Below are 15,909 nucleotides of genomic sequence, written 5' to 3'. Positions count from 1 at the left end.
GTCGTTCTTTCAGCGCGGCGCCGGGGTGCCGAGGTGGTGCGGCTGTGCCGCCACTTCGCGCTGCCGCCGAGTCTGCAGCAGCCGTGCGCGCCGCTTGCGCCACCAGATCACGATGCCCGTGACGGACAGGCCCGCCACCACCAGCCCCATGAGCGACATCAGGATGCGTCCCGGCAGTCCCAGGATGCGCCCGCCGTGCAGCGGCGATTGCAGCTGCGCGAATACGTCGGCCGCGGTGCCGTGCCATGGCCGGTTGCTGGTGATGACGCGGCCGCTGCGGCCGTCCAGGTAGAGGTTCGACAGGTCCATGCCGTTGCTGCTGTCGTGCGTGGCGTGGTCGAAGAAAGAAACGTTGTAGAAGCCCGCGCGCTGGTTGTAGAACACACCGCCCAGCGGCGTGGTCCAGCCGCGCCGGCGTGCCTCGGCTTCGGCGTCGGCAACGATCTGGCGGAAGCCGATGGCGGGTTCGATGCGCGTGCCCAGCGGCGCGAGCGGCACCAGCGACGACGGCCCGGGCGTGGTCTTCGACACCAGCGACAGCATCGGGTGGAAGATCTCCTTGTAGAGATTCAGCGAGAACGAGGTGAAGGCGACGACGATGATCAGCGACCACAACCACAGGCCGCCCGCACGGTGCAGGTCGAAGTTGAGCTTGTAGCCGCCGGCCGCCCAGCGCACGGCCCAGGCCGGCTTCCAGCGCCGCCACCATTCGCGCGCGGCGCGGTGCTCGGGATGCGCGGTCCGCCGCTGGCGCCGCGGTGTCGTGAGGTACAGCGCAAAGAAGCTGTCGAGCAGCCACACCAGGGCCACGCCGCCCATGATCCAGTAGCCCAGCCGGTCGGTGCCCCACACGGCCGGCACGTGCAGCATGTAGTGCAGCTTGCGCAGGAAGGGCATCAGCGTCTCGGGCTTGAGCGAGATCGCGGCCGAGTCGCGGCGGCCGCGGATCTCGGCCGTGACCGGATCGACGTACACGCGGTTGTAGCCGAGCTGGTAGGGCTTGCCGGTGGCGGGGTCGGTGCGCGGCTGCACGAAGTAGCCGGCCGCATGGCCTTCCTCGAAGCCGAGCGGCATGTACGCGACCCGCGCGCGCGGGTCGTGCGCCTCCACGGCGGCCGCGAGCTCGAAGGGATCGCGGAACGGCCCCCGCGATTCGGTGTCGTAGAGCTCGCTGTTGAGCCAGCCGTCGATCTCGTGGTCCCACGAAATCACGGCGCCGGTCAGGCCCGAGACAATGAGGAACAGTGCAACCGCGAGGCCCGCCCAACGGTGCACTGTCGTCGCGAAGGCGCGCATCTCAGAAGTCGATGGTGCCGCTCACCGCGAAGGTGCGCGGTGCGCCCAGGACCAGGTAGTTGGAGCCTTGCGTGCCGCCCACCGACGCCCAGTAAGACTTGTTGAACAAGTTGTCGATGCGTGCGCGCAGCGTGAGCGCGCGGCCGTTGCCCAGGTCGACCAGGTAGCGCGCGCCGATGTCGAAGCGCGTCCAGCCCGGAATCTGCTGCGTGTTGGCGGCATTGGCGTACTGCTTGGAGGTGTACAGCAGGCGCGCATTCAGCGACAGGTTGCGCACGCCCGGCACGTCCCACTCCGCGCCCAGGTTGGCCTGCTGCTTGGCCACGCCGATGGCCGTGCGGCCATCGGTGGCGCCGCCTTGCGTGTCCTTCTGCTTGGCGTCGATCAGCGTCAGGCCGCCCAGCAGGCGCAGGCCCTTGGCAGGCTGGCCGAACACCGAGAACTCGAGGCCCTGGTTGCGCTGCTTGCCGTAGAGGCCGTAGGTCTGGCCCTCGTACTGGTAGGTCGGCTGGTCGGTGGTGAAGAAGGCAGCGCTCGCACCGATGGTGCCTCCGTCGTACTTGACGCCGACTTCCTTCTGCTTGGCCTGGTACGGCGCAAACACCTCGCCGGCGTTGGTGACCGGACGGCTGTTGACCGTGCCGGGCGCCACGTTGCCCTTGACGAGGCCTTCGATGTAGTTCGCGTAGACCGAGGTGGTCGGCGTGACCTTGAACACGATGCCGGCCACCGGCGTGGTCTTGCTCTTGTCGTAGGCGCTCGTTTCCTTGATCGTGTCGTAGGCGAAGCTGGTTTGCTTGATGGTCTGCCGACGCACGCCGAGCGTGACCAGCAGGCGGTCGTCCATGAAGGCCATGGTGTCGGCCACCGCAACGCTCGAGGTCTCGATCTTGTCGGTCAGGCGCGGGTCTTCCAGCGTGTTGCCGGTGAAGCCGTTGGCCACCGGGAACGGCGACGCGTACGGCGCGTAGATGTTGTTGCGGATTCGGTCGCGCGAGATCGTGTAGGCGTTGTCGCGGTCGTTGCTGTATGTGGCGGCCGAAGCCACCACGGTGTGCTTCACCGGTCCGGTCACGAAATTGCCGCGCACGCCGATCTCGGCGGTGCCGATGCGGTCCTTGCGCGTGTTGCTGAAACGCGTGCCGCTGGTGTTGCCGAACGCGTCGGCGAGCGTCGGGTTCGCCAGCACGTTGTCTTCGGCGCTGCGGCGCACGCCGCCCGCGGCCCAGGCGGTGATGTTGTCGGTGATGTCGACTTCACCGCGGAAGGTGGCGAACTTGTCCTTTTCCTTCGAGTAGGTCCAGGGCTGCGCAAAGTTGGTGCTGGCGTCGGGCGCACGCAGAATCGGCAGCGCCGACGATGGCGTGAGGCTCGGGCGGCCGTCCTTCAGGTCGTAGTCCTGGTAGCCGAAGTCGGCTGAAAGGCGCACGTTGCGGTTGCGCCAGTCCAGGCCGACGGCAAAGGCGCTGAGCTGCTGGCTCTCTTTGTGGACGCCGGTTCCGCCTTCCCGGCGCACGGCATTCACGCGAATGCCCAGGCTGTCGTCGGGGCCGAAGCGGCGCGCCAGGTCGAGGTTCACGTAGCCCTGGCCGCCGGTCAGCACGCCAAAGCCGACGCGGGTGATCGGCTCGTTGGACGCGCGCTTGGGCAGCAGGTTGATCGCACCGCCAATGCCGCTGCCGCCGGGCGCCGCGCCGTTCAGGAAGGTGTTGGCGCCGCGGAACACTTCCACGCGCTCGAAGAATTCAGAGGCGATGTACTGGCGCGGCAGCATGCCGTACAGGCCGTTGTAAGCCACGTCGTCCGAGTACACGGGGAAGCCGCGCACCACGTAGAGCTCCTGGAAGTTGCCGAAGCCGCGCGCCTGGCGCACCGACGGGTCGTTGAGCAGCACGTCGGCAACGCTCTTGGCCTGCTGGTCCTGAATGAGCTCGTTGGTGTAGTTGGTGCTCGAGAACGGCGTGCTCATCATGTCCTGGGTGCCCAGGATGCCGACGCGCCCGCCGCGCGCCACCTGGCCGCCGGCGTAAGGCCTGGTCAGGCCTTCGGCCGAGGCGTCGGCGCTGGCTTCGACGGTAACAGTGCCGAGGGTGCCGGCGGCTTCAGCCGGCGCGGCAGTCTGGGCCGTAGCGGCCAAGGCGTGAAGTGCGAGCAGCGTGGCGGCAACGGTCGGGCGCAGGCTGGCGCGCAGGAAGGGAGATGAAGAGGACATTGAAAGGTTCGAATGGGATGCAAATGAGAACCATTATTGTTGCCCCGCCGAACCGGTTTGCCGATACTTTCTCTCAATGTTGCGAAAAAGTGTCAGTAGAAACGCCTCAGTGCCCCAAGCGCTGCCCGTCCACGAACACGTGCAGCTCGCCCGGCACGAAGGGCGTCCAGCTTTCGTTGCTGGTGAGCGGCGCGGTCACCACCACCGCCACGCGGTCGTTGGGCGTGGTGTGCCGCGCAAAGTCGATCTCGAGGTCTTCGTCCGCGAGCTGCGCTGTCACGAACGGGTGGCGGCGTTCCACATACCAGAGGTTGGTGGAGGCATGGGCCCAGAGTGCCTGGCCGTTCGAGAGCATGAAATTGAAGGTGCCGTGGCGCGCAAGCTGCGGCGCCAGTTCGCGCAGCGTGAGCGTGAGCTCCTCGATGCTCGGCACGCCCGCATGCGACTTGGCCAGCTCCTGCATGAGCCAGCAGAAGGCGTGCTCGCTGTCGGTGTTGCCCACCGGGTGAAAGTTGCCGTGCAGGCGCGGGCGAAAGTCCTTCAGGTCGCCGTTGTGGGCAAACACCCAGTAGCGGCCCCACAGTTCGCGCACGAAAGGGTGGCAGTTCTGCAGGTTGATAGCGCCCTGCGTGGCCTTGCGGATGTGCGCAATGACGTTGCGGCTTTGAATGGGGTAGCGCCGGATCAGCTCGGCCACCGGCGATTCGCTCGCGGGCATGTGATCGACGAAGTGCCGCAGCCCCCGGTCCTCGAAGAAGGCGATGCCCCAGCCGTCGGCGTGGTGGTCGGTGCGGCCGCCGCGCTGGGCAAAGCCCGTAAAGCTGAAGGTCACGTCCGTGGGCGTGTTGCAGTTCATTCCGAGCAGTTGGCACATGGCGCTATTAAAGCGCGGGCGCAGCCGCCGCGGGCGAACCCGCCCAGCGCTCAGCGAACGAAGCGGCCTTCGGGCGTGGCGCGCACCATTTCGATGAAGCGCGAGCAGGTCGTCGCACCGGTCGAAAAGTCGATGTCCATGCCGGCCAGGCGCAGCTTGAGCGCGCGCAGCGTGGCATGCAGGCGGGCGCGCATCAGGTCGCGGCCGGTGCGCTTGATTGCCTTGATCATCACCAGCCCGTTCAGGTAGCCCTCGAAGCTGCCGTAGCCCACCGGCACCTGGGCGCGCTCGGCCAGGCGGCGGTAGTCGCGCGTGACGGCTTCCACCTCGCCCCAGGGGTAGGGCGTGCCGTAGCCGCCCACGCTCGGTGCACCGCTTTGCTGCAGCAGCTTGGCCGGGGTGGACGTGGTGCCCGGTCCCACGCAGCCGAAGAAGGCGAACACGCGGTGGTCGTTCAGCAGCTTGCCGTAGTTTTCGAGTGCCTTCTCGGGCTTCAGCTCGTCGTCGAGCGCCGCCAGCTCGATCTTGCGTCCGCCCACGCCGCCTTGTTCATTGGCGGCATCGAAGGCCAGCGCGGCGCCGTTGAGCACGACCTTGATCTGCGAACCGAGCGGGCCGCTCAGCACGGCCGAGCTGCCGAGCAGGATCTCGGTGTCGGTCACGCCCGATTCGACGGTACTTAACAATTGGAAGCGAGGATGAATGTCTACTGAGTGATTACCCTTCCTGTTGCGCCGGTTGACGCAACTGCCAAGCGGCACAAATGGCGATGGCGCACAGCGCCGCCAGCATCAGAAACACCTCGTCGAAGGCCGCCAGCCGCGCCGCGCTGCTCGTCGGGTTGGCCAGCGAATCGCCATGCACCGCCAGACGCCACTCGAGCACGATGGCGCACAGGCTCACGCCGGCCGCGCCGCCCAGCATGCGCAGGAAGTTGATGGCGCTGGCACCTTGCGGAATCAGCGGCTTGGCCAGGGGCCGCATCGAACCCAGGTTGAGCGAAGGCAGGATGAAGCCGAGCCCGATTCGCCCGATGATGGCAAACGCCACCAGGAGCCACAGGGCGCTGTCGAGTCTCAGCACCACCATCAGCGCGAAAGAGGCCGCCAGCAGCGCCAGCCCGATGCTCACCAGCAGCCACGTCGGCTGCCGGTCGGCCAGCCGGCCCACGCCGGCAATGGCCACCGCCAGCACGATGCCCGCGGGCAGCAGGATGGTGCCGACGTGCGATGCGGACAGCTGCAGCCCCACCTGCATGTACACCGGCAGCAGGTAGGTCGAGCCGAACAGCGCCGTGCCGTAGATGAACGCGACCACGCTGCCCATGGCGAACTGGCGGTACTGGAAGAGGCCCAGGTTCATCAGCGGCGTGCCGCCCGAGGCCGCGAACCGGCGCTGCCACCAGATGAAGCCAGCAAAGGCCGCCAGCGCGCCGGCCAGCAGCAGGGCGGCTTCGACGGGCGAGTCGCCGCGCAACTCGACCAGCCCGTTCAGCAGGCAGAGCGTGCCCGCCGTGCCCAGCGCCAGGCCCCGCCAGTCGAGCCCGCTGCCGCGCGTGGCCGCCACGCCGCCCGGCGCCGTGGTGGGCACGAACTTGTACGCCAGCCAGAGCGAGGCCAGGCAGAACGGCACCACCATGAAGAAGATCGAGCGCCAGCCGAACAGGTCGACCAGCACCCCGCCGATGCTCGGCCCGATGGCCGGTGCCAGCACCACGCCCATGCCGAAGATGCCGCTGGCGCGCCCCTGCTCGTGCGGCTCGAAGGCGCGCAGGATGATGATGGCCGGAATGGGCTGCACCACGCCGGCCGCAAGCCCTTCGGCCACGCGCGCCAGCAGCACCAGCGTGAAGTTGTTGGCCAGCCCGCCCGCCACGCCGCCCGCGAGCAGCAGCACCATGGTGCCGACGTAGGTGCGCCTGTAGCCATAGCGCGACAGCAGCCACGGCGTGGTCAGCATCGAGACGGTCATGGCCACCATGAAGCCCGAACTCACCCATTGCGCCCGCTCCTGGCCGAGCGAGAAGTGGTGGCTCATGCCCGGGATCGCCACGTTGACGATGGTCGACGACATGATCGACGCCATCACGCCGACCATGACCGAGACCAGCAGGTACCAGCGGTAGCGCGGGCCGTAGCGTTCGCGCATGGTGCCGAGGGTCGGCGGGGCCGGCGGTGCGGCTTCGGGCGGGGGAGTGGGCATCGTGGGGCGGCGGCCCGGATTGGGTGCGGGTCCGTCGTCCTACAAGCATATCGGTCTTTGCGCGAATGGACGCCGATGCAACGGCCGCACAATGCACGTGCTGTCCCGCACTGCTTTCGAGAAAACAAAAACGACATGGCTCCCCAATCCGATCAACCTGTCGAGCAATCTGGCGACCAAACCGGCGGTCCAACCGGCGATCAAGCCGCTGTTCAAAGCGGCGACCAGGCCGCAGCCGACCCGCAGGCCGCGCACGCGCCGCCCAACCTCGCGGCCGAACTGGCCGCGCCCACCGTCAGCCGCGCCTATCGCTGCCAGTGCGGCCGGCCGGTGTTCCTGCGCAACAGCCAGTGCCTGGCCTGCGGCACGCCGCTCGGATACGTGATCGACCGGCTCGGCGTGGTGCCGCTCGCGCCCGTCGCCGCCGAAGAAGGAAGCCAGGACGAAGCGGAGGGCGAGCGCCCCGCGCCCGACACCTTCACCGTGTTCGGCAATCCGGACGGCAAGAGATACCGCCGCTGCGCCAACCTCATGACCGCCGCCAGCTGCAACTGGATGGTGCCTGCCCCGCGCGAAGGCGACGACCCTTCGTTCAACACCGACGGCCTGGCGCCCGGCTACTGCCTGGCGTGCAGCGTCAACCGCACCATTCCAGACCTTTCGGTGGAAAGCAACGGCGAGCTATGGCGCAAGCTGGAGCATGCGAAGCGCCGGCTCATTTCGCAGCTGCTGGCGCTCGGGCTGCCGGTGGTGAGCCGCCACTCTGATCCGGCGCACGGCCTGGCCTTCGACTTCCTGAGCAACATGCCCGGCAGCCCGCATGTGATGACCGGCCACGAGCACGGCGTGATCACCCTCAACGCGGAAGAAGCGGAAGATGCCGTGCGCGAACGCATCCGCGCCGAGATGCGCGAGCCGTACCGAACGCTGCTCGGGCACTTTCGCCACGAGATCGGCCACTACTACTGGGACCTGCTGGTGCAGCCCACGCCGTGGCTCGACGAGTTTCGCGCGCTCTTCGGCGACGAGCGCGCCGACTACACCGCGGCACTCCAGCGGCACTACGAGCAGGGGCCGCCGCCCGACTGGTCCATTCACTTCGTGAGCAGCTACGCGAGCATGCATCCGTGGGAAGACTGGGCCGAAACCTGGGCCCACTACCTGCACATGGCCGACACCACCGACACGGCGATGAGCTTCGGCGTGGATGCCACCAACGTCGAACTTGCGAGCGACCTGTTCACGCCCGAAGACCTGTGGCGGCCGGAGCATCCCGGCGCCGCCAAGTTCCTGGATTTTCTGAACGGCTGGGTGCTGCTCACCAATGTGCTGAACGAACTGTCGCGCAGCATGGGCCAGCCTGATTACTACCCCTTCGTGCTGCCGCGCGCGGCCGTGGGCAAGCTGCAGTTCATCCACTGCGTGGTGACCGAGCAGCGCGACCGCGCGTCGTCCACGGCGGCTGCGCCGACTGTGCAGTTGCCGCCGGAGTCGCAGCCTCTTGCGTCCGCGCCGGATGTCGGGCCGAGCGATAGGCCCGCGCAGTCGCAAACGCAAAGCCAGCAGCAGAACGCAGGGCAGTTCCAGTAACAGCCGGCAAGGCCTAGGACTCGGCAGGCGCACCCGCAGCGCAACGCGCGCAGATGCAGGCCTTGCCGCGCATTTCCGGCGGCACCGCCGCCAGCGGCGCGTTGCGAAAATCCGCCGCCATGCACCAGCAGGGCGATTGCGGCTCGCCGGTTTCGCGCGCGACCTCCATCGCACAGCGGTTCTGCTCTCCGCACAGCGGGCAGCGCGTGGCGTCGATCGTGTCCAGTACGGCAGCCATGGCCGTCAAGCGAGCTCGAAGGCCGGCAGCTTCTTCGCCACCGCCACATTCCGGAGCGTTGCGTACACCGGCAGGCCGTTGCGGTAGGCGGGGTAGTCCTCGCCCTCGATCAACGGGAGCAGGTAGAGCCTGCACTTGTCGGTAATGCCGTAGCCATCGTCCGAAATGAAGTCGCGCGGCATCGGCTTTTCGACATTCGCCACCGCGTCGAGCGGTGCACTGCCGATGCGGTAGGTGTAGGGCGCATCGGAGGTGCGCTCGATGGTCGGCATCACCGCGTTGTGGCCTTCCAGCGCCAGCTCGACCGCGCGCTGCCCCAGTTCGTAGGCCTGTCGCACGTCGGTGGCCGAGGCAATGTGCCGTGCCGCGCGCTGCAGGTAGTCGGCCACTGCCCAGTGGAACTTGTGGCCCAGCGCGTCCTTGACCATTTGCGCCACCACCGGCGCGGCGCCGCCGAGCTGCGCGTGGCCGAAAGCATCGCGCGTGCCCTGCTCGGCCAGGAAGGTGCAGTCGGGGTAGTGGCAGCCTTCGGACACCACCACCGAGCAGTAGCCGTGCTGCTTCACCAGCTCGTCCACGCGCGCGAGAAAGCGCGCCTTGTCGAATTCGATTTCGGGGAACAGCACCACCACCGGAATGCCGTGGTCCGCGGCCAGCCCGCCCGCCGCCGCGATCCAGCCCGCATGGCGCCCCATCACCTCGAGCACGAACACCTTGGTGGAGGTGGCCGCCATCGAGCGCACGTCGAACGAGGCTTCGAGCGTCGACACCGCCACGTACTTGGCCACCGAGCCGAAGCCCGGGCAGCAGTCGGTCAGCGGCAGGTCGTTGTCGATGGTCTTCGGCACATGGATGGCCTGCAGCGGGTAGCCGAGCGACTGCGACAGCTGGCTCACCTTGAAGCAGGTGTCGGCCGAATCGCCGCCGCCGTTGTAGAAGAAATAGCCGATGCCGTGCGCCTTGAACACCTCGATGAGCCGCTCGTACTCGCGCCGGTTCTTCTCGAGCGACTTGAGCTTGTAGCGGCACGAACCGAAAGCGCCCGAAGGCGTGGTGCGCAGCGCCGCAATCGACTCGGCCGGTTCGGCGCCGGTGTCGATGAGTTCTTCGGTCAGCGCGCCGATGATGCCGTTGCGCCCGGCGTAGAGCTTGCCGATGCGGTCCGGGTGTTTTCGTGCCGTCTCGATCACGCCGCAGGCCGACGCATTGATGACCGAGGTGACGCCGCCCGACTGGGCGTAGAAGGCGTTGAGGATGGGCATGCGCCATTCTCCCGCAGGCTCAAGCCAGGCGCCAGTGGCCCGGTTTCAGCGCCCGCCAAGCCCCATCGATCGCGTGATCACTTCCTTCATGATCTCGTTGGTGCCGCCGTAGATGCGCTGAACCCGCGCATCGGCGTACGCCCGGGTGATCGGGTACTCCCACATGAAGCCGTAGCCGCCGTGCAGCTGCACGCACTCGTCCATCACCTTGCACTGCAGGTCGGTGGTCCAGTACTTGGCCATGCTGGCGGTGGCGGTATCGAGCTTTTCGGCCATCAGCAGCTCGATGCATTTGTCGACGAACACCTGCGCCACCTGCACCTCGGTCTGCAGCTCGGCAAGGGTGTAGCGCGTGTTCTGGTAGTTGCCTACAGGCTGGCCGAACACCTTGCGCTCCTTCACATAAGCCACCGTCTGGTCAATGGCGGCCTGCGACGCGGCCACCGCTCCGATGGCAATCTGCAGCCGCTCCCACGGCAGTTGCTCCATCAGGCAGACGAAGCCGCGGTTCAGCTGCGCGGCATCGCCGAGCAGTGCATCGGCCGGCAGCCGCACGTCGTTGAAGAACAGCTCGGACGTGTCCTGCGCCTTGAGCCCCAGCTTCTTGAGCCGCTTGCCTTTTTCGAAACCCGGCATGCCGCGCTCGACCAGGAACAGGCTGGTGCCCTTCGCGCCCGCGGCCGGGTCGGTCTTGGCCACCACGATCACCAGGTCGGCATGCCAGCCGTTGGTGATGAAGGTCTTGCTGCCGTTGAGCAGGTAGCTGCCGTCAGGTTGCCGGATGGCGCTGGTCTTGACTGCCTGCAGGTCGCTGCCCGCGCCGGGCTCGCTCATGGCAATGGCGCCGACCATGTCGCCGCTCGCGAGCTTGGGCAGGTAGTGCTGCTTCTGCGCCTCGGTGCCGTAGCGCAGGACGTAGGGCGCCACGATCTCGCTGTGCAGCCCGAAGCCGATGCCCGTGAAGCCGCGCGCCCAGAGCTCTTCGAACTGGATCACCGAATAGAGCAAGTCGGCGCCGGCGCCGCCGTATTCCTCGGGCAGCGCCATGCAGAGAAAGCCGTTTTCGCCGGCCCTGGACCACACGGCGCGGTCGACGTAGCCCTGTTCTTCCCACGCCTCGTGGAAGGGCGCGATCTCCTTGTCCATGAAGCGGCGGAAGCTGTCGCGAAAGGCCTCGTGGTCGGCGCTGAAAAGCGTGCGTTCGATCATGGCTGCCTCAGCGCCCCGGGAACGTTGGCGGGCGCTTCTGCAGGAAGGCGCTCACGCCTTCGCGGAAGGTGGGGCGGTCGATCAGCTCGCGCTGGCGCTCGCTTTCGTAGTGCAGCTGTTCGGCCAGCGTGTGGCGCTCCGAGGCTTCGAAGGCTTCGCGTGCTTCGAGCACCGCATGCGCCGGCAGGCGGGCGAGCCGCTGCGCAATGGCGCGCGCTTCCTCGAGCAGCTGTTCGTCGTCGGCGCAAGCCCAGATCAGGCCCCACTGCACCGCGCGCCCCGCGCTCAGGCGTTCGTCGAGCAGCGCCATGCCCATGGCGCGCGCCCTGCCGGCGCGCCGCGGAATCGCCCAGGTGCAGCCCAGGTCGGGCACGATGCCGAGCTTGGGCAAGAAGGGCAGGTAGAAGTAGGCGCTGCGCGCGGCAATCGTCACATCGACCGCCAGCGCCAAGCCGACACCCGCGCCCGCCGCGGCGCCGTTGACCGCGGCCACCACCGGAACGGGCAGCGTGCGCAGCGTTTCGATCAGTGGATTGCTGAGCGATTGCATCCATTCGGCCGTCTGGTCGCCGAGCGACTTGCCCTCTTCGCCGGGCGTCATGGCGCTCAGGTCCGCGCCCACGCAAAAAGCCTTGCCGGCGCCCGTCAGGATCACCGCGCGCACTTCGCGGTCGTCGCGAATGCGCTCCAGCGTGTCGCGCAGTTGGATCTGCAGTTCGCGCGCAATCGGGTTCAGCTTGGCCGGCAGGTTCAGCGTGAGCGTGGCGATGCCGTCGGCCAGCTCATAGAGCACGTAGGGTTGCTGCGCGGTCATCAGAGCCTTTCCACGATGGTGACGTTGGCCATGCCGCCGCCTTCGCACATCGTCTGCAAGCCGTAGCGCTTCCCGCGCCGGCCGAGCGCGTGGATCAGCGTGGTCATGAGCTTGGTGCCCGAGGCGCCCAGCGGATGGCCGAGCGCAATGGCTCCGCCGTTCACGTTGAGCCGAGCGGGGTCGGCGTCGAGCGCCTGAAGCCAGGCGATGGGCACGGGTGCGAAGGCTTCGTTCACTTCGTACAGGTCGATGTCCTGGATGCGCATGCCGGCCTTCTTCAGTGCGCGCTGCGTCGCGGGCAGCGGAGCCTCCAGCATGATCACCGGGTCGTGCCCCATCACGCTCATGTGGTGGATGCGCGCGAGCGGCTTCACGCCCAGCGCCTTCAGGCCGCGTTCGTTCACCACCAGCACGCCGCTCGCGCCATCGCAGATCTGGCTCGCCGTGGCGGCGGTGCAGCGGCCGCCTTCGGCAATCAGCTTCACGCCCGCGATGCCCTCCAGCGTGGCGTCGAAGCGGATGCCTTCGTCTACCAAGTGGCTCTCCCCGCTGCGGGTGCCGTCGGCCAGCAGGATCTCGACGGGCACGATCTCTTCGCTGAAGGCGCCTTCGCGGCTGGCGGCAATCGCGCGCCGATGGCTTTCGAGCGCGTAGCGGTCGAGCTCTTCCTTCTCGATGCCGTAGTTCTTCGCAATCATCTCGGCGCCGGTGAACTGGCTGAACTCCACGCCCGGGTAGCGCCGCTTCATTGCCGGACTCATGTAGGTGCCGAGGCCTGCCTTGGCGGGCAGCGCGTTGGGCGTGAACATCGGCACGCGCGTCATGCTTTCAACTCCGCCCGCAATCACCGCATCCATGCTGCCGGACATCACGGCCTGCGCCGCAAAATGCAGCGCCTGCTGCGACGAGCCGCACTGCCGGTCGACCGAGGTGCCCGGCACCGATTCAGGCAGCTTCGACGCCAGCACCGCGTTGCGCGCCACGTTGGTCGCCTGCTCGCCCACCTGGCTCACGCAACCAAGAATCACGTCTTCCACCGCCGCCGGGTCGATGCCGCTCCTGGCCACCAGCGCGTCGATCACCTGCGCCGCCAGATCGGCCGGATGCCAGCCCGCGAGCTTGCCGCCGCGCCGGCCGCCGGCCGTGCGCGCCGCGGCCACGATGTATGCCTCTGCCATGGTCATGTCCTTCCTCGAAAGAAAACAGCGTGAGTCGGGCGCCCAACGCAAAAAAGCCGCCCGTCACAACGGCGGCGTTCAGCGCTGGGAAAGTCCATGGCATCGAGGTTCGATGCCGGGCGCGCTCAGGTCAAGCCGGGGACAACCCGAGAGAAGGCAGTCGCCAAGGCGACCGGCGGCTCGCCCGCGTTGGCAGCAGCGGCATGGCGGCCGGCTGTGCGTCGGAGATGGTGATGCACGAAGACTCCAGCGCCGAAACCAGCACGCGGCGGTGGTCGGTGCCTTCGAACCGCTCGCCCGGCACAAGCACGATGTCGCGCGGATCGTGGTCGAGCGTCACCCAGACCGAGCCGCTGCGGCATTCGATGCCCACCCCGGCGCCATCGGGAACGGCAAAGATGGAACGGACGGGCAGGCTGACATGAAAGCGGGAAGAGGGCTGTTGGGTGCTCATGGCAAGCTCCATTGCATTCGTGATGCGAATGAATATAGTGAGTTGATCCTCCTCTTACACGCGGTGATTTGGAACTCGTTGCATGCATCCAGAGAATGCGAAGACCCATGGAGCCTTGAGCGGCGAGCTCCCGCCGCTGGAGTTGCTGCGCAGTTTCGAGGCCGCGGCGCGCCGGCTGAGCTTCACGCTCGCGGCCGGCGAGCTGCATCTCACGCAGTCGGCCGTCAGCCGCCAGATCCAGCAGCTCGAAGCCAGCCTGGGCGTGCTGCTGTTCGAGCGCCGGCACCGCTCGCTGGTGCTCACCGAGGCGGGCGGCGTCATGCAGCGGGCCGTCATCGACAGCCTGGAACGCCTGCGAGACGCCACGGCGCGGCTGCGCGCGACCTCCGCGCCGCGGCAGGTGGCCATCACCAGCACGCCCGGTTTTGCGTCGTTCTGGCTTATCCCAAGGCTGGCACGCTTCACCGGGAGCCACCCGCAGGTCGACGTTCGCGTGTCGGCCACGCTCGAGGTGCTCGACCTGGAGAGCAGCCGCATCGACCTGGCGGTGCGCTTCGTGCCGATCGGCCGCGGCATCGGCACGGCGCTGTTCGAGGAATCGGTGATTCCGCTGTGTTCGCCGCAACTCGCCGCGTCGCTGCGCGAGCCGTCTGATTTTTCGAAGCTCACCTTGCTGACCGTGGATTACCCCGACCACGGCGAGGCCCCCACCGTCGATTGGGAGCCCTGGCTTCGCGTGATGGGGCTCGATCAGCTGCGCATGAAGAGCACGCTGCGCTTTACCCTGTACACCGATGCCGTGGCCGCCGCGGTGGCAGGCCAGGGCGTGGTGATCGGCCGGCTGCCGCTGCTGCGCGATCTGGTGCAGACGGGCCGGCTGGTCGCGCCGCTCGGCGAAGGCGCGGCCTCGCACCGCGGCTACTTCATCGAAACGTCGAGGCGCGCCGCGGGCAACCTCGACGCGCTGGAGTTCGCGCAGTGGCTGCGCGCGGAAGCCGAGGCGGCGCAGCGGGGCTGAAAAAATTGTCAGGTGGTGCGTCGGCTTTGCGCCACATCGGCGCGCGCGGCACTTGCGCGCCGCGCGAGGGCTCGCCAGAATCCGCCCTTCCTTTTTTCAGCAACAGTTTTTTATTCGCGTCCGGCGACGACCAACCTCCCGGGCGGCAACTCACTCAATGAACCGTTTTCTGAACACCTGATCCGCACACCGACCGCCCCGGCCGGACGTGCATCCATGCATCCGCCGAGGCCCATCGACAAAGGCCCCGCGCAGCCATTCGCCGGGGCCTTCTTGTTTTTGGAATGTGCGCACATGAGTGCTCAACGAAAGGCCCGCGACGACGAGAAGCGTCTGGGCCGGTTTTATTTTTCGGTGCCGAGCGCGGCACCTCGCAACCCCGTTCTCGCTGCCATAGCGCGCGGCGAGGCGAACCAGAAGGCAGGCCGCCACTTGCGCACGCATCGCGCGGAGCGGCATGCGCAGAAGGTCGCATTGCAGAAGGCCGCGCGCGGCCTTGGTCGCGAGGAGTGACGCGCCTGAAGGATCAGCGCGCCGGGGGCGCCTCGGACCGGGCGGTCGAAGTCTCGAACAGCGTGCTTGCAGGCCTCGTTTCCGGCAGCACGTAGATCACGGCCTTCGCAGTGCCGAACGACGGCTTCACATGCGCGTCGTAAAAAGCGGCGGGCACGTTGATGCAGCCATAGGAGATGCGGTTGTCCGCCGCAGTTGGCGTGGCCAGGCGTTCGAGCCGACGCTCGGCCTTGTTGGTTGCGCGCACGCGGTGCATCGACACGGCCGCGTCATAGTCGACCCAGACGATGTCCTCGCCTGAAAGATTGCGGCCCGGCTCGCTGACGAAGCGGCCCGCGGGCGTGGTGCGCTCGGCGTCGCGGATGTCGGCCATCTGGCGCTCGCCGATGCCGGGCACCGAGTGGTCGCCCTTCGCAAGGCCGAGCAGGATGGGCGAGGACGCCCGCCGCTTGCCGTCCGCATCGAAGATGTGAACCGCGGCGGCTTTCTTGTCGACGATCGCGAACGGCGTGCCCTGGTTGTCGCCGGTCGTGCGCACCCAGCCGGCCACGGTTTCGGTGTCGCCGGAAACCGCCGGCGACGAGTGCGCCGGCGGTGCCGCGATCAGCAGTGCAACGAGTGCTGCGGAAGCGAGGCCGCAACGGCAGCCCTGCGAGCCGATCGGCATCGCGCGATCAGTTGCGGTCGGCACGTGCCACGCGCATCGAACCGCCCTGGTTCGTCATGTCCGGGGTGGTGCTGGGCGACGTCGTCGCCTGGTTCGTCGTGGTGCTCCCGGTCGAGCCCGACATCGTGCCTTGGTTGGTGGCCGGCGTGCCGGTGGTGCCCATCGGGGTGTTCTGTTGCGACTGCTGGCCGGCGGCTGTGGCCGGGTTCGGCGAGGTGGTGTTCGGCGGGGTGCCTTGGGCAATCGCGAAACCTGCGGCGCTGGTGAGGGCAATGGCGGCCATGGCCATCTTGATCGAATGGGTCATGAATATCTCCTTGGAATGAGTGAATCGATCGCTCGACGAGCAACCGATGCTCAAACTAGCCTTGGCACAGGCCCG

The 15,909-nt window shown here is 67.7% G+C and carries 16 protein-coding genes; 3 read left to right on the top strand and 13 right to left on the bottom strand.

Features of this window, described 5'->3' with window-relative positions; translation table 11 throughout:
- Positions 1–9 precede the first annotated feature (9 nt).
- From EJI00_RS17610 to EJI00_RS17590, 5 genes are all read right to left on the bottom strand, one after another.
- Positions 10–1,296, bottom strand: a complete 1,287-nt coding sequence (locus EJI00_RS17610; protein WP_126748789.1) for a PepSY-associated TM helix domain-containing protein — start codon at positions 1,294–1,296, stop codon at positions 10–12.
- 1 nt (position 1,297) lies between these two features.
- Positions 1,298–3,508, bottom strand: a complete 2,211-nt coding sequence (locus EJI00_RS17605) for a TonB-dependent receptor (RefSeq protein WP_126748788.1) — start codon at positions 3,506–3,508, stop codon at positions 1,298–1,300.
- 106 nt (positions 3,509–3,614) lie between these two features.
- Complete coding sequence (locus EJI00_RS17600) at positions 3,615–4,382, bottom strand: class II glutamine amidotransferase (protein WP_126748787.1); 768 nt, start codon at positions 4,380–4,382, stop codon at positions 3,615–3,617.
- A 50-nt stretch (positions 4,383–4,432) separates the two neighbouring features.
- Positions 4,433–5,068, bottom strand: a complete 636-nt coding sequence (locus tag EJI00_RS17595; protein WP_260590762.1) for an ABC transporter substrate-binding protein — start codon at positions 5,066–5,068, stop codon at positions 4,433–4,435.
- 31 nt (positions 5,069–5,099) lie between these two features.
- On the bottom strand, positions 5,100–6,584 hold the full coding sequence (locus EJI00_RS17590) for an MFS transporter (protein WP_126748786.1): 1,485 nt from the start codon (positions 6,582–6,584) through the stop codon (positions 5,100–5,102).
- Positions 6,585–6,719: 135 nt separating this feature from the next.
- On the opposite strand from EJI00_RS17590, the gene EJI00_RS17585 reads away from it, so the two are divergent.
- Entirely contained in the window at positions 6,720–8,174 is a 1,455-nt protein-coding gene (locus EJI00_RS17585; protein WP_126748785.1) for a putative zinc-binding metallopeptidase, read from the top strand.
- A gap of 13 nt (positions 8,175–8,187) precedes the next feature.
- Here EJI00_RS17585 and EJI00_RS17580 read toward each other — a convergent pair whose 3' ends face one another.
- The 6 genes from EJI00_RS17580 to EJI00_RS17555 form a co-directional block, all read right to left on the bottom strand.
- Positions 8,188–8,412, bottom strand: a complete 225-nt coding sequence (locus tag EJI00_RS17580) for a cysteine-rich CWC family protein (RefSeq protein WP_126748784.1) — start codon at positions 8,410–8,412, stop codon at positions 8,188–8,190.
- A gap of 5 nt (positions 8,413–8,417) precedes the next feature.
- Complete coding sequence (locus tag EJI00_RS17575) at positions 8,418–9,674, bottom strand: 6-phosphofructokinase (RefSeq protein WP_126748783.1); 1,257 nt, start codon at positions 9,672–9,674, stop codon at positions 8,418–8,420.
- A 45-nt stretch (positions 9,675–9,719) separates the two neighbouring features.
- The gene (locus tag EJI00_RS17570; protein WP_126748782.1) at positions 9,720–10,883 is read right to left on the bottom strand and encodes an acyl-CoA dehydrogenase family protein; all 1,164 of its coding nucleotides are present in this window, start codon (positions 10,881–10,883) and stop codon (positions 9,720–9,722) included.
- Positions 10,884–10,890: 7 nt separating this feature from the next.
- Positions 10,891–11,697 carry an enoyl-CoA hydratase-related protein gene (locus EJI00_RS17565; protein ID WP_126748781.1) on the bottom strand — a complete coding sequence of 269 codons (807 nt, stop codon included), beginning with the start codon at positions 11,695–11,697 and terminating at the stop codon, positions 10,891–10,893.
- Positions 11,697–12,875 (bottom strand): acetyl-CoA C-acetyltransferase, encoded by a 1,179-nt coding sequence (locus tag EJI00_RS17560; RefSeq protein ID WP_126748780.1) that lies wholly within the window; start codon positions 12,873–12,875, stop codon positions 11,697–11,699. The genes EJI00_RS17565 and EJI00_RS17560 overlap by 1 nt, the downstream gene beginning before the upstream one ends.
- 130 nt (positions 12,876–13,005) lie before the next feature.
- Positions 13,006–13,329 (bottom strand): DUF2917 domain-containing protein, encoded by a 324-nt coding sequence (locus EJI00_RS17555; protein WP_126748779.1) that lies wholly within the window; start codon positions 13,327–13,329, stop codon positions 13,006–13,008.
- Positions 13,330–13,444: 115 nt separating this feature from the next.
- Between EJI00_RS17555 and EJI00_RS17550 the strand changes: the two genes are divergently transcribed.
- On the top strand, positions 13,445–14,347 hold the full coding sequence (locus EJI00_RS17550) for a LysR substrate-binding domain-containing protein (RefSeq protein ID WP_260590761.1): 903 nt from the start codon (positions 13,445–13,447) through the stop codon (positions 14,345–14,347).
- A 12-nt stretch (positions 14,348–14,359) separates the two neighbouring features.
- A complete protein-coding gene (locus tag EJI00_RS25440) occupies positions 14,360–14,860 on the top strand; it encodes a hypothetical protein (RefSeq protein ID WP_260590760.1) in 501 nt (166 codons plus the stop codon).
- Positions 14,861–14,873: 13 nt separating this feature from the next.
- On the opposite strand, the gene EJI00_RS17540 is transcribed toward EJI00_RS25440, so the two are convergent.
- Positions 14,874–15,527: a L,D-transpeptidase gene (locus tag EJI00_RS17540; protein WP_126748777.1), complete on the bottom strand. Its 654-nt coding sequence runs from the start codon at positions 15,525–15,527 to the stop codon at positions 14,874–14,876.
- 7 nt (positions 15,528–15,534) lie between these two features.
- The gene (locus EJI00_RS17535; RefSeq protein ID WP_126748776.1) at positions 15,535–15,834 is read right to left on the bottom strand and encodes a proteophosphoglycan ppg4; all 300 of its coding nucleotides are present in this window, start codon (positions 15,832–15,834) and stop codon (positions 15,535–15,537) included.
- Between the last annotated feature and the right edge of the window lie 75 nt (positions 15,835–15,909).

Origin of the sequence: Variovorax sp. DXTD-1, from assembly GCF_003984625.1 — a bacterium.
In the GTDB taxonomy this organism is placed as follows: domain Bacteria; phylum Pseudomonadota; class Gammaproteobacteria; order Burkholderiales; family Burkholderiaceae_C; genus Variovorax.
Note: the sequence above shows the minus strand (reverse complement) of the source record. Positions and strands in the feature narration are given on the sequence as shown.

What these genes read in the sequence shown, in the direction of transcription:
- EJI00_RS17535 (WP_126748776.1), bottom strand. Translation starts at nt 15,834, where the DNA reads ATGACCCATTCGATCAAGATGGCCATGGCCGCCATTGCCCTCACCAGC.
- EJI00_RS17610 (WP_126748789.1), bottom strand. Translation starts at nt 1,296, where the DNA reads ATGCGCGCCTTCGCGACGACAGTGCACCGTTGGGCGGGCCTCGCGGTT.
- EJI00_RS17605 (WP_126748788.1), bottom strand. Translation starts at nt 3,508, where the DNA reads ATGTCCTCTTCATCTCCCTTCCTGCGCGCCAGCCTGCGCCCGACCGTT.
- EJI00_RS17555 (WP_126748779.1), bottom strand. Translation starts at nt 13,329, where the DNA reads ATGAGCACCCAACAGCCCTCTTCCCGCTTTCATGTCAGCCTGCCCGTC.
- EJI00_RS17540 (WP_126748777.1), bottom strand. Translation starts at nt 15,527, where the DNA reads ATGCCGATCGGCTCGCAGGGCTGCCGTTGCGGCCTCGCTTCCGCAGCA.
- EJI00_RS17570 (WP_126748782.1), bottom strand. Translation starts at nt 10,883, where the DNA reads ATGATCGAACGCACGCTTTTCAGCGCCGACCACGAGGCCTTTCGCGAC.
- EJI00_RS17575 (WP_126748783.1), bottom strand. Translation starts at nt 9,674, where the DNA reads ATGCCCATCCTCAACGCCTTCTACGCCCAGTCGGGCGGCGTCACCTCG.
- EJI00_RS17590 (WP_126748786.1), bottom strand. Translation starts at nt 6,584, where the DNA reads ATGCCCACTCCCCCGCCCGAAGCCGCACCGCCGGCCCCGCCGACCCTC.
- EJI00_RS17585 (WP_126748785.1), top strand. Translation starts at nt 6,720, where the DNA reads ATGGCTCCCCAATCCGATCAACCTGTCGAGCAATCTGGCGACCAAACC.
- EJI00_RS17580 (WP_126748784.1), bottom strand. Translation starts at nt 8,412, where the DNA reads ATGGCTGCCGTACTGGACACGATCGACGCCACGCGCTGCCCGCTGTGC.
- EJI00_RS17565 (WP_126748781.1), bottom strand. Translation starts at nt 11,697, where the DNA reads ATGACCGCGCAGCAACCCTACGTGCTCTATGAGCTGGCCGACGGCATC.
- EJI00_RS17600 (WP_126748787.1), bottom strand. Translation starts at nt 4,382, where the DNA reads ATGTGCCAACTGCTCGGAATGAACTGCAACACGCCCACGGACGTGACC.
- EJI00_RS17560 (WP_126748780.1), bottom strand. Translation starts at nt 12,875, where the DNA reads ATGGCAGAGGCATACATCGTGGCCGCGGCGCGCACGGCCGGCGGCCGG.